The following is a 17,570-nucleotide window of genomic DNA, read 5'->3' on the forward strand; positions in this document are numbered from 1 at the left end:
ACCTGGTTTCTAGCCCCCCAGGTCGCGGACTGACTCAGTTACAGGGTAATGTTTATTTGCGGTTAGCTATTTAGTGAATAATAAAAAGGGAAACAGAAGATACATTTTTCCTCCCATTTCCCATTTTTTAAATAACCGTCGTCCTGACTGCGAACCTGGTAATTAATTAACTGCTGCCAACTGTTTGTCTTTGATTTCCACAGGCGCGGTTAATGCCTCTTCCAAATCCGCACAGCCGAGTTTTTCCTCCAAAATTGCCATCACTTCGCGGCCGAAATCATTGGAATTACGCTGCCAAGCTTCTAAACAAATTTGCCCGAAAAACGAACCCAAAGGCTCGGGATTCCACAGCAACTTGCGGGCTGTCCAAGGCATCAAACTCATGGGATCGTAACCAGGTTGCAGAATCTCCTGTTTAAAGGCGTATTCTTCCAAAATTGTGTGCGGCTGCAACCCGATAAAGAAAATCGCTGGTTCCACTTTATCGGCTCCGAAAATTCGCTCTAATTCTCGGTGATAAGCAATAGTTTGCCGGATAGTTTCAAAGGTTTCGTCAATGACGTTAAACGAGTAATTAACTGAAACCACATCGTTGTAACCTGCTGCTTTTAAATCGCGACAATTTTCCAAAACTACTCGCAAGTTGTAGCCCATTCGCATTTTGCGAACCAGTTCCTGGGAACCGCTGGTGATGCCGATTTCAAAGTAATTCATCCCCGTTTTTACCATCAAATCGCACAATTCTGGTGTGAGATTGTCCGCACGGATATAAGCGGCCCAGTGTATGTCATCCATGCCGGCAGCGATGATTTTTTGCAATAATTCAACTGCATCGTCGATGAATTTGCGTGCTGGGATAAATTGAGCATCGGTAAACCAGAAATTGCGGATACCTCGATCGTACAATTGCCGAATCTCCGCCACCACCTCATCCGCCGGATTGATCCGCACTTGCTTCCCTTCAATCACCGTATAAATGCAGTAACAGCAATTATGAGGACAGCCGCGCTTGGTTTGGACTCCGACGTAGAAGTCCATATCTTGTAGATAATAGGAAAATTCCGGCCAAATGGTTTCGATGTAGTTATAATCGCAGGCAGTTTTCTCGATGTTGGCTGGTTTTTCGTGAATTAGCTTCGCGCGCGGCACGGTTTCTCCCACGACATAACACCTTTCCTCTGCCAAATCTTCGCCCTTAATCAACTTCTCCAGCAAAGCTTCGCCTTCCCCCACCGAAACCACAGTTCCCGCCGGCAAACTGCGGCCCAACTGCTCGTAAAACACGCTCACAGCACCGCCTCCGACCACTGCACGAGCTTCCGGGCGGTATTTCCGGGCCCGCTTCAATCCGCGCTTAATCAGTCCCAAATTGCGCCAGAGTTCGGTGTAGTAAGACGCTGCTAAACGCAGTCCTCCGAGGGCTCCCCGGAACTTGATCAGCGGATTTTTGGCGTAGTAAAACTCGAAGGCATTTTGCAGCGGGTTGCCGCCCCTGCCGCCCACGGGCGCGTAAATTTGAATGTCCCGCCAAGAGAAAACCAGCAGAGTCGGCTTAAACTCGTCTATGCTGGCATCTAAAGCTTTAGCGAAATCCAGGGGGGGTACGGCACCTAAATCAAAAATGCGCTGTTCGACATCGGGAAACAGCTTGTGTACGTGATCCGAAAGATACACAACTCCGATCGGGAAAATAGGATTGCAAGGGAGGCGAACGTACAGGACTCGGTTTTCTCGGTTTTCCATGATTGCCATATCCTAAAGTGGAACTTTTTCAGCTATGTTAATATTCTTTTAATATAACTTTACAATCTGTCTAATTTTCGCAATTTGACATTAAATATTCTTAAATTTTTCTATTGGGCTCAATGCCGAGCTTGTTGGTGTCGATCGGCGACAGCACCATAAAAAAGCTAATTTTTAAGCAAATACAGCGTATATTGACCTAATCTCCAAGCTAGCGGTCAAAAAAACAATATTTCTACCAATAAATTCTAATTTAAGTTTGATCGGTCTCTCATGTATTAGGGAGTTGGTAGTCGGCTTTACAGTAGGCGGGATCGCCTAGTGTTAGCCTGAGAAGATAACTAAAACTTTTAGGCAAGGCTCCCTCAGCAGTTATGGCTCAAATTCTTGACCCCGTACCCTCAGACATTGACAGCAAGATTCTGTGCTGCTACGTCAACGCCACCAGTCAGATTCAGATTGCTCGCATCGCCAACATTCCTAACTGGTACTTTGAACGAGTGGTGTTTCCCGGACAGCGCTTAGTGTTTGAAGCGATGCCGGCGGCAGCATTGGAAATTCACACCGGGATGATGGCCAGTGCAATTTTGTCGGATAAAATTCCTTGCGATCGCTTGCAGATTAACGAAGGCCCCTATTCAAACGTCAATCCTAGCAGATCGCGAGAGGCAGTTCAGGGCGATCGAGCAGTAATGGCCGGCCGCCCCAAATCCCGAGAAATCTCAGAACCTTTGACTGTCCCGGCACTAACCGCCGTCGATTAATCGCAGTTGTGAGTTTTGAGTTATAAATTGTCAGTTAATTGATAACTCCGCGCTCAAGATTCCAACTTCTGCAAAGCGGTAAAAACTCAACACTTAAGAATCAAAGTTTCTGAAATGAATTTTAGATCAAAACTCACAACTGGAAATATTGTCGGGTTTTTCGTATTTCCCTGAGTTTGGTTGGCGGTCTCGAAAGCTGTGCAAAAATATCATTAAACAGCTTCTCGAATTTCACTCATGTCAGCACAACCGATCGCCTCTTCCCCATCTTCCGCCCCAGTATTTGAGCCGGCTGTATTCCGGCTTTCTCCCCTGATTAGAATCACGCTGTTGAGCTTGTACACAGCCCTGACAATTCCGTTGCCGTTTTTGTCGGAAGTAACGAAAGCACCGGTTCCCCCGGCCGCACTCTGGGCGGCAATTTTTGTCGGGGCTGTGGGCTTGTACGGCGTGCTCAGTGAAAGGGTAATTTTGAGCGAGGAAGGGATTGAAGTCACATATCCCAACTGGTTTCCGCGTTTTTTTCGCAAGGGTTGGTCGCTACCTTGGACTGAGGTAAAAGCTCTCAAACCTCGATCGACAGGTCAAGGAGGTTTAGTTTACTATTTTTTGAGTCATTCGGGAGAAGGTTATTTGCTGCCAATGCGAGTGGCTGGGTTTGGTAAATTAGTCGGTTTGGTGGAGGCAAAAACAGGTATTGATACTAGAGATATCCGCCCTTTGTCGCAGCCTTGGATGTATCTTATTTTACTTTTATGTACGCTGCTGCTGCTGTTGGTAGATGCGTGGACTATTGTCACGGCGATCGGGCTTAAAGCCAATCTCTAATATTATCTCCGGTACAACTCACATCTTGCATCATTCTCGCTTAACAGGCAAGATGCCTGTTCCACAAGAAAATTCACTCTTTGTGGAACAGGCATCTTGCCTGTTCATAAAAAGCTTATTGAGAATGGTGCAACATCTCAGGTACAATAACCGTTATAGAGTTGGTAGTGAAGACTTCAGTCCTCATAAAACTTGCTCGGATTATTCACTCTTATTAGAAATCAATGACAGTTTTTCGGATTTTATAAGATCGATTTCTATTGTTTTTGATTCAGCCTCGACTTCTTTTTACGTTGCGTCCAAGACTGAAAAGCTAGTTGCGTGCCAGACCTAAAAAAGTATGTTTTGTTTGTGGTGAACCTTATTGTTTAATTTTGTTTATAGCGAACTTTTTGGGCGACAATTTTGCTAATATTATTAAGTTTTTATAAAAAAACTTACTACTAAAAGTAATTGGTATAAGATAAACATCATTAATTTGTAGGGGATTCGAGTTTCCTAAGACAACATTTCCAGGAAAAACTAATTTTATATTAGAATTAGTTTTGGTTCACCATGTATCTTTTTCATTAAATTCACGATGTGATGTGAATTTAAATAGTTATTAACGCATTGAATCTCATTGTTGAATAGAGCGACTAAAAGCTGGCAAATTTAGCGTGAATATATCTAGCAATTTCCGGTAAGTATAAGCGTTACAGCTTAGCTATGAATTCCCCTTAAAGACTTTTAGTGAGAACATAGAGAATGAGTACCAAAAAGTCATTGTTTATACCTCGGCGTCAAGTAATTCGTGGGATTTTATCTACTACAGCGTTTGCAGTCACATCGCGCCTTTGGACTGGATGTACTCCGGCTAAAGAGGTTCAAGCAAACTCGGCTGGCAAAGATAAGCCAATTGTGATGGGATTTATTTATGTTGGTCCCAAAGATGACTACGGCTACAATCAAGCCCAAGCAGAAGGGAACGCTGGGGTTTCTAAATTAGCCTGGGTAAAAACCGTAGAGGAAGCAAATGTTCCTGAAACTACATCGGTACAAGAAACCATGAGGAACATGATCGAACAGGATGGGGCAACGGTTCTGTTCCCTACGTCCTTCGGGTACTTTGACCCGCATATTCTGAAACTGGCAAAGGATTACCCGGAGGTACAATTCTTCCACTGCGGTGGACTTTATCAGGAAGGTAAGCATCCAAATAACGTTGGCAGCTATTTTGGCTACATTGATGAGGGTGAGTACGTAGCAGGCATTGTTGCTGCCCACGCTTCCAAAACCGGAAAATTAGGATTTATTGCTGCTAAACCCATACCGCAAGTATTACGCAACATCAATAGCTTTACCTTAGGGGCACGTAGCATTAAACCAGAAGTTACAACTCAGGTGATTTTTACAGGAGATTGGTCTTTGCCTGTTAAAGAAGCTGATGCTGCTAATAGTATGGCTGACCAGGGTGTTGATGTAATTACCTGTCACGTAGATAGCCCCAAAGTAGTGATGGAAACGGCTGAGAAACGAGGCATTTTCTGTACTGGCTACCATGCGAGTCAAGCCCAACTTGCGTCCAAAGGATATTTAACAGGTGCTGAGTGGGACTGGACGAATGTCTATTCTAAGTATGCTGAAATGCTTAATGCTGGCAAGACGCTAATGAACGGAGGCATTCCCCATTTAGTACGTGGTGGTTTGAAGGATGGTTTTTTGAAGCTGTCGCCCTACGGTAGCGCCGTAACGGCGGAAGCGAAAAAGGATGCTGATGCTGCTAAGAGTAAGTTTCTTGATGGCAGCATGGTCATTTATAAGGGGGAAATAAAAGATAATACCGGGAAAGTTGTGATTGCTGAAGGTAAGGATTACAAGCAGCAAGATGCAGAACTAGAAAAGATGAATTGGCTGGGTTCAGGCGTCATCGGCAAAGTTACGAGTTAATTAGCTGATGTGCATTCAAAATTGTATAGCGGACAACTTAAACGCTGATTAGCTTAGTAGGGGCGAGCAGGTTTGCCCCTACATACCCCTTCCTTTCGCTAAGAAAGTATTTCACGCCCGTCGGCAACTGCTATACAAGCAAGTTTTTAATTCAACACTCATCATTTTCTTAGTAATTCATCTTTTATTCTGATGATGATTAACCGTCAAAACTGGCGTACAACTTTGGAAGCGGTTTGTATCCCGATCGCCGCCATCGTCTTCTCATTGGTATTGTTTGGAATTTTTTGTGCTGCGGCTGGATCTAATCCCTTTGCTGTCTATGCCTCAATCTACAAAGCAGCGTTTGGCAGTTGGCATTCATTCCAAAACACCCTGATCAGGGCTGCACCGTTGATGTTGAGTTCCTTGTGCACGGCTTTGCCTGCCCGTTTGGGGTTGGTGATTATCGGCAACGAAGGCGCTTTAGTAGTTGGGGGTCTGGGGGCTGTAGCCACTGGACTGGCTTTATCTTCTGCACCGCCGACGTTAGTCCAAATTGCAATGGCGCTGGCAGGAATTGTCTGTGGAGGTCTGTGGATTGGTGCAGTGGGAGCTTTGCGCTATTACCGGGCAGTGAATGAGACAATTAGCAGCTTGTTGTTGAACTATATTGCGATCGCCCTGCTGAATCATTTAGTCGGCGGCGTGATGCGTGACCCCAGCAGTGTCAATAAAATTTCTAGTTACCCGATTCCTGATTTGAATATGTTAGGGAATATTCCAGGAACCCGCGTTCACTACGGTCTAATTTATGGGTTGGTTGCTTGTGCGATCGCCTATTTCCTGATCCAGCGCACTACCTTTGGCTTTGCAGCTAGAACCGCAGGAGGTAACATCCGCGCTGCTCGAATTGCCGGACTTCCTGTCGGCAAATTGACAATGGCAATCTGTTTCTTAGCTGGCTCTTGTGCGGGTTTGGCAGGCATGGTGGAAGTGGCAGCCGTGCATGGTCGAGCTAACGAATCACTTAATGCTAACTATGGCTACAGCGGTATCTTAGTCGCATTCATTGCTCGACACAACCCTCTTGCTGCGACTATTGTGGCAATTCTGCTTGGCGGCATTCTTGCTAGTGGTGGCATCTTGCAACGGGCACATGGACTACCCGATGCAACGGTTTTAGTGTTCCAAGGTTTGGTCTTTTTGGTAGTTCTGTATAGCGAATCGCTCTACGGACGTTTGCCATTTTTCAAAGAACCGTCAACCGATAGCCCTCAGCAGCCACCTTCTAGCGAGCAGCCATCAGTAGCCACTGTCTAACTAAGCAATACGTTAAGCCAAAATCTCAAATCGGAGGAATCAACAATGGCAGCAGAAGTATTAGGTTGGTGGGGAGTACCTTTAGGTATCTTGGCAGGAACTTTGCGGGGTAGCGCTCCGTTTCTGTTCGTCAGTTTGGGCGAATGCCTGACCGAAAAAAGCGGCAAGATTAATTTGGGGTTAGAAGGGACACTGTTAACGGGTGCGATGAGTGCCTATGCTATTTCTTATCAGACTGGATCGCCTTGGTTAGGTGTTTTAGCCGCTGGTCTAGCTGGCATGGTACTAGGTTTTATCCACGCTTGGCTGTGCATACAACCAAAAGTAAATGACATTGCCGTAGGCATCGCCATGATTATTTTTGGTAGCGGCATTGCTTTCTTTTTTGGTAAACCTTTTATTCAACCAAGTGCCCCCCAGTTGCCGAGTTTCCCTCTGGGTGCTTGGAGTCATCTGCCTCCGGTGCAATCAGCGCTACAAATTTGTCCCCTATTTTTGTTAGGTGTAGCGATCGCCCCTCTAATGCAGTGGTTTTTTAAATCAACTCGCTGGGGGTTATTCATTCGTGCAGTTGGGGATAGTCCCGATGCTGCTAAAGCAATGGGAATCTCGATTAATAAAGTTCGTATGCTCTGCATTATTGCGGGGAGTTTTTTAGCTGGAATTGGTGGTGCTTATTTATCCCTTTACTATCCCGGTAGTTGGACAGAACGCATCTCTAGCGGTCAAGGACTCATGGCAGTAGCGCTGGTAATTTTCGCCCGTTGGAATCCTGTTCAGTGCTTATACGCCTCGTTGCTATTTGGGGGGGCGCAGGCGATTGGCCCCGCTTTGCAATCAGTAGGGGTGGATTCCTATTACTACTTATTCAATGCTTCGCCCTACATCCTGACGCTGGCGATCATGATTATTACTTGTTCGCCGAAACGAACTTTGACAGGCGCGCCTGGATCTTTAGGAACTAGCACATAAAACAGGAATTTATCGCAAGGAAGATAAACATGGGACGTTTTGTAGAAGCTGAACCATATCCTTATCCTTACAATGGCGATTTGCGCCCAGAAAATACGGTGCTGCTGATAATTGATATGCAAATTGATTTCTGCGGCATTGGTGGATATGTTGATAAGATGGGCTACGACTTGTCACTGACTCGCGCTCCTATTGAGCCAATCAAGCAAGTTTTAGAAGTCGCACGGGCGAAGCACTTCCATATCATGCACACCCGCGAAGGACACCGCCCCGACTTAGCAGATTTACCAGAAAACAAGCAGTGGCGATCGCGCCAAATTAACGCCGGAATTGGCGATCCTGGACCCTGCGGCAGAATTTTAGTTCGAGGTGAAGCAGGGTGGGAAATCATTCCAGAACTCGCGCCTTTGCCTGGAGAAGCGGTGATCGATAAGCCTGGAAAAGGTTCGTTTTATGCCACGGATTTAGATTTGCTACTGAAACGCAAAGGCATTCAAAATATTGTCTTGGCTGGCATTACAACCGATGTCTGCGTCCATACCACAATGCGAGATGCAAACGATCGCGGTTATGAATGTTTGCTCTTATCTGACTGTACGGGCGCAACAGATTATGGCAACCATCTGGCGGCGATCAAGATGATCCAAATGCAGGGAGGAGTGTTTGGAACTGTTGCTGATTCAGAAGCATTTATTAAAGCTTTAAATGATGATTTCTGAGGGAAAAGTTAAGTTATATTATGTTGGTTGCATCGGTTGTGTAAGAGTGATGTGAAAATTTGTCTGTAGGAATCAGGGGTTAATTTTTAACCGCAGATGAAGACAGATAAACGCCGATGAACGCAGATAAGAAGGCAGATTTTACCAGAGGTGAGGTTAATACTTCAAACCTTGAAATGAACCCGGCGCTCTCACTAAAAATTTAAATTTCATAAGTAGCCGATAAGTTGGAAACTTTACAGGGGAGACAAAAATATGACAGAAGTAACTGATTCTATAGATCGAAAATTAGCTCTGGAAGCTCAAAACTTAAATTTCAAAACTCAAAACTTTGTTCCACCACCAGAACTAGAGGTGGTTAACATGACTAAGCGCTTTGGCACGATGACTGCACTTGATAACTTCTCGATGACGCTAAAACCAGGGACGTTTCATGCTTTGCTGGGCGAGAACGGAGCAGGCAAAAGTACCCTTGTTAAATGTGTTATGGGTTTCTATAATCCTACTTCAGGCAAAGTTTTGATTGATAAGCAGGAAACTACGATCGCAAGTCCTCGCGATGCTCATAAGTACGGCATTGGCATGGTCTACCAGCACTTCACCTCTGTGCCTGCGATGACTGTAGCCGAAAATCTGGTTTTGTCCCGCTTTGATAGCCCCAATTTGATTAATTGGAAAGCCGAGTACGAGCAGTTAAAGGCTTTTATGAAAACTGCTCCTTTCCGAGTTCCTCTAGATACCCCAATCTTTCAATTAGCTGCGGGGGAAAAACAAAAGCTAGAAATTCTTAAACAGATATATCTTCAGAGTCGGATCTTGATTCTGGACGAACCTACTTCGGTGCTTACTCCGCAGGAAGCCGATGAGGTTTTAGGTTTACTGCGCGCAGAAGTTACTGCTGGAAGATTAAGCGTCTTAATTATCAGCCACAAATTCCGGGAAGTGATGGCGTTTTGCGATAGCATCACGGTGCTGCGTAAAGGGAAGTTTGCAGGTCAGGGTTTGGTAAAGGATCTGACTGTCTCGGATATGTCTGAAATGATGATGGGTGAAAGGCGTGAGCCAACACAAGTTGAAAAGACAGCCCCCCCAACGACTATTCCTATTCTTGAAGTTAAAGACCTTCATGCCAATAAAGACAACGGTTTGGAGGTATTGACAGGAGTAAATCTCACAGTTCACAGTGGCGAAATTGTTGGGATTGCAGGTATCTCTGGCAATGGTCAGCGGGAACTGGTGGAGGTGTTGGCTGGTCAGCGTTCTGCTACAGGTGGAGATGTGCTGGTAAATGGCGAAGTTTATACAGCAACACGAGCCGAGATGTTTAAACATCAAGTCTTCGCACTACCAGAAGAACCCCTTCATAATGCTTGTGTGCCACACATGAGTGTGGCAGAAAATTTAGCGCTGCGGACGTTTGACCGCCCTCCGCAAGCTAAAGCAAGTATCTTACTCATCCTGAAAGAAATTAGGCAGGCGGCTAAGAACTTAATTAATACTTTCAAAATAAAAACGCCTTCGCCAGATACCCCTATAGGTAATCTGTCGGGGGGAAATGTACAGCGCACAGTGCTAGCGCGGGAACTCTCCGCCGAACATATTAAGTTACTAATTGCCGCGAATCCTTGCTTTGGTCTTGATTTTTCTGCTGTGGAGTATATTCACGGTCAGATTATTGAGGCTCGCAACCGAGGAGTAGCTGTGTTGCTGGTGAGCGAAGATTTAGATGAACTGCTGAAATTGTCCGATCGGGTTTTGGTAATTAGTGGCGGGAATTTTACTTATGAAAGTGCGATCGCAGATGCAGATTTTGTTCAGATCGGTAAGAGTATGGCAGGACATTAATCAATTTTGGAATACCTATGACTGAACTACTGAACCAAGCTTTGCTCCTTAAGGATTTACCTAATATCGCGACGTGGCAGAATGAGTTGGCTTGGCAACCATTTCGTGATGGGGTTGAAATCTACCGACTTTATGGTGACAACGAAAGTGGATCGGCTGCTGCTCTACTGCGCTATGAGCCGGGAGCAAGTGTCCCAAGGCACACGCATACAGGTTTTGAACATATTTATGTACTAACTGGATCGCAAACTGACCAGAATGGCGAACACCAAGCCGGAACTTTTGTTATTAACCCCCCTAACAGTAACCACAGTGTTGTCAGCCAAGCTGGCTGCATAGTCCTAGTAATTTGGGAAAAACCTATATCACTATGGTCTTAATATCTGCCCAACCTTATGATTATGAACTGCCAGTCTCTGGCTGTGTGGCTTTGGTTATCATCGATATGCAGCGAGATTTTTTGGAGCTTGGGGGATTTGGTGAAGCTTTAGGCAATGATGTTAGCCAACTACAGGCAATCGTGCCAACGGTAAAGCAGTTGTTAGAGGTATTTCGCGATCGCCATCTCCCTATTGTTCACACTATTGAAGGTCATCAACCTGACCTTTCTGATTGTCCTCCATCTAAGCAAAAGCGGGGTCAAAGTAAACTAAAAATTGGCGATCGAGGTCCAATTGGACGAATTTTAATTTTGGGTGAACCTGGCAATTCAATTATCTCAGAATTGACACCTAGGTCTGATGAAATAGTAATTAATAAACCAGGAAAGGGCGCTTTTTATCACACTAATTTGGAATTAATACTTCGTGAAAAAGCGATTACTCACCTAATTTTTACTGGAGTCACGACTGAGGTTTGCGTTCAAACAACTATGCGCGAGGCTAACGATCGGGGGTTTGAATGTTTACTCGTTGAGGATGCTACAGCCAGCTACTTTCCACAATTTAAACAAAGCGCGATCGATATGATTCGCGCCCAAGGCGGTATTATTGGTTGGACTGCGAAGGCTGAAGTAGTAATACAAGCTTTGGAAAAATCGCTGGCTGGGTGACAACCCCTCCAGGGCGGCTTGTCACCCCTCCAGATGTGGAACATCTGATCGAACACGCGCAAAAAAGAAAAACCCGGTTTCTTTAAGAAGTCGGGTTTTTACGTATTCTATTGTTTATTTAAACTACTTAACTTCAGCCGATCGCCGACTGTTAGGTGATTCGTAGTAAACTCCAGAACCTGTATCGGAGACAAAATGACAATCCCAGTAAGAGCGAATAAAGCTCTTCCAAATTGGCTCGGTTGACTTGCGATAATAATCGCCCAACACTGGTTTGATTGCTTCCGTTGCTTCCTTCAAGTGATAGTGCGGCATTGTCGAGAAAATGTGGTGGGCTACGTGGGTGCCGATATCGTGATGGATGGAATTGATGATTCCGTAGTCGCGATCGATCGTAGACAATGCACCTTTCAAGAAAGACCAATCTTTACCGCGATACCAAGGAATGTCGGCTTCTGTGTGGTGCAGGAATGTTACCAAATCCAACCACATCACGAACACTACATAGGGAACCAAGTAGAACTTGAGTAAAAACAGCCAACCAAACTGATAGGTTAGCGCGCCTAAAAAGCCTACCATCAGTACCAAGGATGCGGAACTCGTCAACACATCCCATTTTTCGGAGGGACGGAAAATCGGGCTACCGGGCATGAAGTGAGAACCTGCCCGATCGGGCGATCGGCGAAATAGATAAATTGGGTAGGCAAATAACATCAAATAAAAGCGTCCCAGCTTTTCGTACCAAGGCATTTGATTGTATTTGCTTTCCGATACCGGATACCAGCTTTCATCGTTATCTAAGCTGCCTGTATTTGCGTGGTGGGTTCTGTGACTAATCCGCCAACCGTGGAAGGGCACGAGAATTGGAGCGTGGGAGAGGTGTCCGATCAGGTTGTTGAGCCATTTGCTCTTAGAAAATGAACCGTGTCCGCAGTCGTGGCCCACTACAAACAATGCCCAAAACATGGTTCCCTGCATCAACCAAAAGATTGGGTAAAAGAGCCAGGAATCGAGGGTGTAGGCGATCGCATACAAACCTGCGATAATTCCAAGATCTAAAAAGAAATAAGCCAGAGATCTCCATGCCGAGGGTTCAAAACAGTGGGCTGGAATAGCTGCCTTGATATCTTGAAGAGTAAAAGGTAACTCTGCTGTACGAGAGGATGAGCCTTGATTGCTCGCGGGATTGAGAACAGTATTTGATTGCACGAAGTTTCCGATTTAAGCTGACTTGAGAAACCGCATTCCGCCTTGTAACAGTCAATCGATTTTAGATTTTAGATTTTAGATTTTAGATTCACTCCACAGATTAATTTGGGGGCTTAACTAATATCTAAATTCTTTGGCTCTCCCGGACAGGAGTCGGGGGGCTGTATCCCCCTATGCAGGTGAGGTAACATTCAACCTGCAAGGAGCCATATTTTTACTCTGCAAGGGTTTCTAAAGTTCTTTAGTTCGCAGGATTAGCCCGTCCGCGATTCTCAAGCAAGTTGGCTTGTGGAATACTTGTGTGGGAAAAATTAGTGCGATCGACCCTGTTATCTGAAAAAATCTCATGTGCCCGTTGTTGGTGCGAAATGCGACTTCAATCTGAGAGTGGACATCTGGAGGAACTACCTCCAGTCTGCAGGTAGCATACAGCGTTTCGAGCAGGAATTGTGAACGAGAGTGTAGGGAAAAACCATCGATTTTAGATTGGCGATTTTAGATTCAAGCACAAATCTCCAATCTCCAATCTCCAATCCGAGTGTTGGGTTTCACACAAGTGGTACCCAAGCGACTGTTTACTACAGTTCACCAATTCTGCAAGAATTGCTAAAGCTAAGTTAATGTAACATTTCTACACACATTCTGGCAATGACTTACCAGAAAAACTTGAAAATCCCTAAATTGCGGAAAGTGACGGGCGATTGCTTTCTCGCTTTTTGATTTTTTAGGTTCCAGCTTTTTCTAATATGAGCTTAGACCGTTTTACCATTTCTGGAACGTCGATCGGATAATCACCGGTGAAACAGGCAGAACAAAAACTCATCGGGTCTTCGTTAGTCGCCCTTAGCATTCCATCCCAACTCAAGAAAGCCAAAGAATCAACCCCAATTTGGGCGCCGATTTCTGCGACTGACTTAGTAGCAGCAATCAACTGATCTTGATTGTCGGTGTCGATCCCGTAGAAACACGGATGAGTCACCGGCGGCGAGGAAATTCTCATGTGAACTGCGGTTGCACCAGCATCCCGCAAGGCTTTGACGATTTTGCGACTGGTAGTACCGCGCACGATCGAATCATCGATAATAATTACCCGCTTCCCTTCCAAGACATCTTTGAGAGGGTTGAGTTTCATGCGGATTCCTGACTCGCGCATTGTCTGAGTCGGTTGAATAAAAGTGCGCCCCACGTAGCGGTTTTTAATCAATCCTTCGGCGTAAGGAATGCCGGAAGCTTGAGAAAAGCCGATCGCGGCCGGGATTCCAGAATCGGGAACGCCGATGACTATATCAGCATCAGCGGGAGATTCTGCTGCCAACAAACGCCCGATCCGCAGGCGGTAGCTGTACAAACTTTCACCTTCCATTTGGCTATCGGGGCGAGCAAAATAGATCATTTCAAAGATGCAAAGTTTGCGTTTCTGCTGCTGGCTCCAGTGGAAGGAAGCCATACCTTCCTCTGTAATCCAAACTAATTCCCCGGGTTCTACGTCCCGCAAAAATTCAGCACCGATAATATCCAAGCCACAAGTTTCCGATGCTAAAACGTATCGTACCGGAGTTGTGGGGAGGATGCCAATTACCAGCGGGCGGACGCCCTGGGGGTCGCGGACTCCCATCACGCCTTTGGGGGTGGCGATCGTCAAACTAAAGGCTCCTTGGCACATACCAAAGGCACTGATCGCTGCTTCCAGCCAGTCTTTGCCCTTGTCTACCTCGGAACCGATCGCCACTGCGATCGCCTCTGAATCCGTCGTGCTGACAAACTCGCACTTCCGAGACAGCAATTCTTCCCGCAATTCTTTGGTATTGACAAGATTTCCGTTATGTGCTAATGCGAGACTTCCCAAACGGGTTTCGACGACAACAGGTTGAGCGTTGACAACCCGCGACGAGCCGGTAGTAGAGTAGCGAGTGTGGCCTACTGCTAAGTTACCGGGCAAGTGACCTAAACTCGATTCGTTAAAGACTTGGGAAACCAGTCCCATATCTTTGTGCAGGTGGACTTTTTCACCTTCAAAGGTGGCAATTCCTGCTGATTCCTGACCGCGGTGCTGCAAAGCATACAAACCGAAGTAGGTCAACTTGGCGACATCTTCACCCGGTGCGTAGATACCGAAAACGCCACAAGCTTCCTCGGGCTTGTCGGGTTTGCTAGAATGCTCGTCAGCCGCGAAGGAATGGTTGGGAATCATAGATGGGTGGGTTCCTAATGGGGAAGGTGGGTTAGGGGGACAGTTTCAGCGGGAAATCTTGTTTGCGAAAGCGTCGCATAACTTAACATTCCCTTAATCTTGCCACGGATCTGTCATTATTTCCAACTCGTGTAGCATTTCAGACAGAAGCTATGCGGCGTTCAATGGCATTGTAGTATCGATCGCCCCCTGATCCTATATTAACCTTGATTAATTGTGGCGAGGGATTCGGCGAGGGATTCGGCGATTGAAAGATACTGTTGGCTAATTCGCCGAGGGTGTTACCCCTCACATCTGGAATGCAGCATTTGGGTTCGCTATTGGTAGTTAATAGCTATATGGTTAATTAAATACTTAGTCCCGATACACTATTTTTAGGGGTGAGGGGTGAAACCATTTTTAAATTCGCCCACAGTCTCTTGAAATCGCTTCTTGTCAAACTCTCGTCCCAGCAGAGGGGAACGAATAGATCGGCGATCGTGCAATGGCAAATAAATTATAAAATTGCTTCACGGGCTTTTTGAAATATTAGAATTTAAGGGCGATCGAGCTTGACTTTTCTGTGAGATTGACCTACTATATTATCATGGGAATCTGTGCGGGCGTGTAATGTCATTTTGGGCGCGGCAAGTTATGGCAATCGCACGGAGCAGATAAGTTTTTCAGTTTAATTTGTAGGGTGCGTCGCTGCGAGATTCTCGATCGAACTTGCACATTGTTTCGGGCGACGCACTTTACTAATTTGTGGTGCGTTGTTGTGAAATTGTCGATCGAACTTGTAGATTGTTTCGGGCGACGCACCCTACGGCTTCAACCCGCTACGCGGAAACCAAAGCCACGCGAAAACCGATGTCCGAGTAACGATCGCCCGCCAAATTGCTAAGACGATACGCACTGCGACAATTCACCGCAGTGTCCTTCCAGGAACCGCCACACCGCACCCGGCGATCGCTTCGATCGTTGTCGAGATGACTGCACCATTCCCAAACATTTCCGTGCATATCATAAAGTCCAAAAGCATTTGGCCCAAAACTCCCGACATCAGTTGTTTGTTTGCGGTAAAGTCCCTTCGATGCCCCAGCGTAGGGATTATTGCCATTATAATTAACTAAATCCGGGGTAATTGTTTCACCAAAATAGAAAGGTGTTTTAGATCCGGCGCGACAAGCATATTCCCATTCCGCTTCTGAAGGTAAGCGATAAGTCTTGCCTGTTTTTTTAGAAAGCCGCTTGCAGAATTCCACAGCATTATTCCAGCTTACTTTTTCGACAGGAAGTTTTGCACGTTTGAACTCAGAAGGGTTATTTCCCATCACCGCTTGGTATTGTTCTTGAGTTATCTCATATTTACCCATAAAAAAAGCCGGGATATTCACGGTACGCTGCGGCCCTTCATAACTACTTCGTCCGGCTTCCGTATCGGGCGAACCCATCACAAAACTGCCGCCAGGAATTGCTACCATGTCTAGAGTAATACCATTCCCCATATTTTCTATAAAAGCCTGTGCTTTTCCTTGACGGCGGTTGGCGATTTGCCCCGTTGAGTTGACTGTCACTGTTTCAAAAGTAAAGCTTTTTAAAGCATTGGAAGATGGCGTAGGTTTTGGAGTTTCTGGTGCGGGTTTTGGAGATAGTTTTGGAGATGGTTTTGGCGATGGACTTTCTGCTACAGATTGTGGAGATGGTTTTGGCGATGAACTTTTGGCTGTAGTTTTTGGAGATGATTTTTGAGCTGATGATTTAGGAGATGGCTGTTCCTTGTTGGATGAAGGTGGAAGATTTGGTGAAGATGAAGAAGATTTGTTGTTCAACAAACTTTGACCCAGCACAGCTAATGCACATCCTCCCCCAGCAAAACCCGCTAATTGCAATAAACCTCGCCTTGTTGTGTTAGTTCGTAACGGCAAAGAGTGCTGTGGAATCACAGGAATTGTGGGAATTGGTATCGGTGCGGGAGATTGTCTTGACTGACCTTGAAAATCTATTAAAACTTCCTCTGCTGATTGATAGCGCTGCTGGATATCTTTTGCCAACAACTTAGATAAAATCAATTCCAATCCCTTGTCTATGGGACTTTTCAAATGTTGCTGCCAATTTCCAGTCCAGCTATAACCGTGTTCCGTCCACAAACCATAAGGATGTACCCCCGTCAGTAGATGAAAAGCCGTCGCCCCCAAGCTAAACAAATCGCTGGCTGCATAAGCTTCACCCCCTTGCATTTGTTCAAGCGGTGCATAACCATGCGAACCAATTTGCGTTCCCTGTCGCGATATCACTGTTCCCGACAACTGTTTGGAAACTCCGAAATCAATTAGCACTAACACACCGTCGCTGCGACGGCACATAATATTCTCTGGCTTGATATCTCGGTGAACAATTTTTTGTTCGTGAACAAATTTGAGAACAGGTAGAAGTTCGAGTAATAGTTGCTTAACTTGGCTTTCTTGCCAAATTCCCTGATTTTGGAAAAGCGTCAACAAATTATCCCCATCAACAAACTGTTGTACGAGATACAAATATTTGTTGTCTTCAAAGTAGGCATCAAGGGATGGAATTTGGGGATGTTGCCCTAGCTGTTGCAGTTGTCTAGCTTCTAGCTGAAATAATTCTACCGCTTTGTTAATCGCCCAAGTTCCCTGGACATCGGGTGCTAATTGTTTAACGACACAGCGTTGATTTAGTCTATCAATATCTTCTGCTAAATAGGTTCGACCGAAGCCACCTTGACCGAGGAGTTTGATCATGCGGAAACGATTTCGCAGGATGGGTACGAGTTGAAGGCCACAACTGATGCAATATGTTTGCCCGTCGGGGTTTTGAGGATTGGGGCAATCGGGATTGATACAGCAAATCATTTATTTTAGGAATGATATTGTTTATATTGTATAGATTGACTGGGCGATTAACTCGCCGATGAATTGGGCATTTAATTGGGCGATTGAAATCGCTTCTGCACAAATAAACTCCGCCTGCGCGGACTGAAGAAATTCAACCCGCGAAGGCGGGTTCGGTCTGTG

Annotated in this window: 13 protein-coding genes; 9 read left to right on the forward strand and 4 right to left on the reverse strand. The window is 45.6% G+C overall.

Annotated elements, in window-relative coordinates; genetic code table 11:
• Positions 1 to 162 precede the first annotated feature (162 nt).
• On the reverse strand, positions 163 to 1,743 hold the full coding sequence (locus QUB33_RS03815) for a photosystem II high light acclimation radical SAM protein (RefSeq protein ID WP_333347450.1): 1,581 nt from the start codon (positions 1,741 to 1,743) through the stop codon (positions 163 to 165).
• A gap of 374 nt (positions 1,744 to 2,117) precedes the next feature.
• On the opposite strand from QUB33_RS03815, the gene QUB33_RS03820 reads away from it, so the two are divergent.
• The 9 genes from QUB33_RS03820 (at position 2,118) to QUB33_RS03860 (ending at position 11,153) form a co-directional block, all read left to right on the forward strand.
• A complete protein-coding gene (locus QUB33_RS03820; RefSeq protein ID WP_333347453.1) occupies positions 2,118 to 2,507 on the forward strand; it encodes a DUF1830 domain-containing protein in 390 nt (129 codons plus the stop codon).
• 237 nt (positions 2,508 to 2,744) lie between these two features.
• On the forward strand, positions 2,745 to 3,335 hold the full coding sequence (locus QUB33_RS03825; RefSeq protein WP_333347456.1) for a hypothetical protein: 591 nt from the start codon (positions 2,745 to 2,747) through the stop codon (positions 3,333 to 3,335).
• A gap of 747 nt (positions 3,336 to 4,082) precedes the next feature.
• Positions 4,083 to 5,264, forward strand: a complete 1,182-nt coding sequence (locus QUB33_RS03830; RefSeq protein WP_333347459.1) for a BMP family ABC transporter substrate-binding protein — start codon at positions 4,083 to 4,085, stop codon at positions 5,262 to 5,264.
• Between the two features lie 192 nt (positions 5,265 to 5,456).
• On the forward strand, positions 5,457 to 6,566 hold the full coding sequence (locus QUB33_RS03835; RefSeq protein WP_333347462.1) for an ABC transporter permease: 1,110 nt from the start codon (positions 5,457 to 5,459) through the stop codon (positions 6,564 to 6,566).
• Between the two features lie 45 nt (positions 6,567 to 6,611).
• Positions 6,612 to 7,538: an ABC transporter permease gene (locus QUB33_RS03840; RefSeq protein ID WP_333347465.1), complete on the forward strand. Its 927-nt coding sequence runs from the start codon at positions 6,612 to 6,614 to the stop codon at positions 7,536 to 7,538.
• 29 nt (positions 7,539 to 7,567) lie between these two features.
• On the forward strand, positions 7,568 to 8,257 hold the full coding sequence (biuH, locus tag QUB33_RS03845) for a biuret amidohydrolase (protein ID WP_333347468.1): 690 nt from the start codon (positions 7,568 to 7,570) through the stop codon (positions 8,255 to 8,257).
• A gap of 255 nt (positions 8,258 to 8,512) precedes the next feature.
• On the forward strand, positions 8,513 to 10,102 hold the full coding sequence (locus tag QUB33_RS03850) for an ABC transporter ATP-binding protein (RefSeq protein WP_333347472.1): 1,590 nt from the start codon (positions 8,513 to 8,515) through the stop codon (positions 10,100 to 10,102).
• Between the two features lie 17 nt (positions 10,103 to 10,119).
• On the forward strand, positions 10,120 to 10,482 hold the full coding sequence (locus QUB33_RS03855; protein ID WP_333347475.1) for a cupin domain-containing protein: 363 nt from the start codon (positions 10,120 to 10,122) through the stop codon (positions 10,480 to 10,482).
• Positions 10,473 to 11,153 carry a cysteine hydrolase gene (locus QUB33_RS03860; RefSeq protein WP_333347480.1) on the forward strand — a complete coding sequence of 227 codons (681 nt, stop codon included), beginning with the start codon at positions 10,473 to 10,475 and terminating at the stop codon, positions 11,151 to 11,153. The genes QUB33_RS03855 and QUB33_RS03860 overlap by 10 nt, the downstream gene beginning before the upstream one ends.
• Before the next feature lie 123 nt (positions 11,154 to 11,276).
• Here the strand turns inward: QUB33_RS03860 and QUB33_RS03865 are convergent, their stop codons facing one another.
• The 3 genes from QUB33_RS03865 to QUB33_RS03875 all read right to left on the reverse strand — a co-directional run bounded on the left by QUB33_RS03865 (position 11,277) and on the right by QUB33_RS03875 (position 17,408).
• Entirely contained in the window at positions 11,277 to 12,362 is a 1,086-nt protein-coding gene (locus QUB33_RS03865) for a DUF3474 domain-containing protein (protein WP_333141385.1), read from the reverse strand.
• A 724-nt stretch (positions 12,363 to 13,086) separates the two neighbouring features.
• Positions 13,087 to 14,553 (reverse strand): amidophosphoribosyltransferase, encoded by a 1,467-nt coding sequence (purF, locus tag QUB33_RS03870; RefSeq protein WP_333347484.1) that lies wholly within the window; start codon positions 14,551 to 14,553, stop codon positions 13,087 to 13,089.
• An 818-nt stretch (positions 14,554 to 15,371) separates the two neighbouring features.
• Positions 15,372 to 17,408: an SUMF1/EgtB/PvdO family nonheme iron enzyme gene (locus QUB33_RS03875; protein WP_333347487.1), complete on the reverse strand. Its 2,037-nt coding sequence runs from the start codon at positions 17,406 to 17,408 to the stop codon at positions 15,372 to 15,374.
• Positions 17,409 to 17,570 lie beyond the last annotated feature (162 nt).

Source organism: Microcoleus sp. B3-A4 (assembly GCF_036705385.1).
Classification (GTDB): domain Bacteria; phylum Cyanobacteriota; class Cyanobacteriia; order Cyanobacteriales; family Microcoleaceae; genus Microcoleus.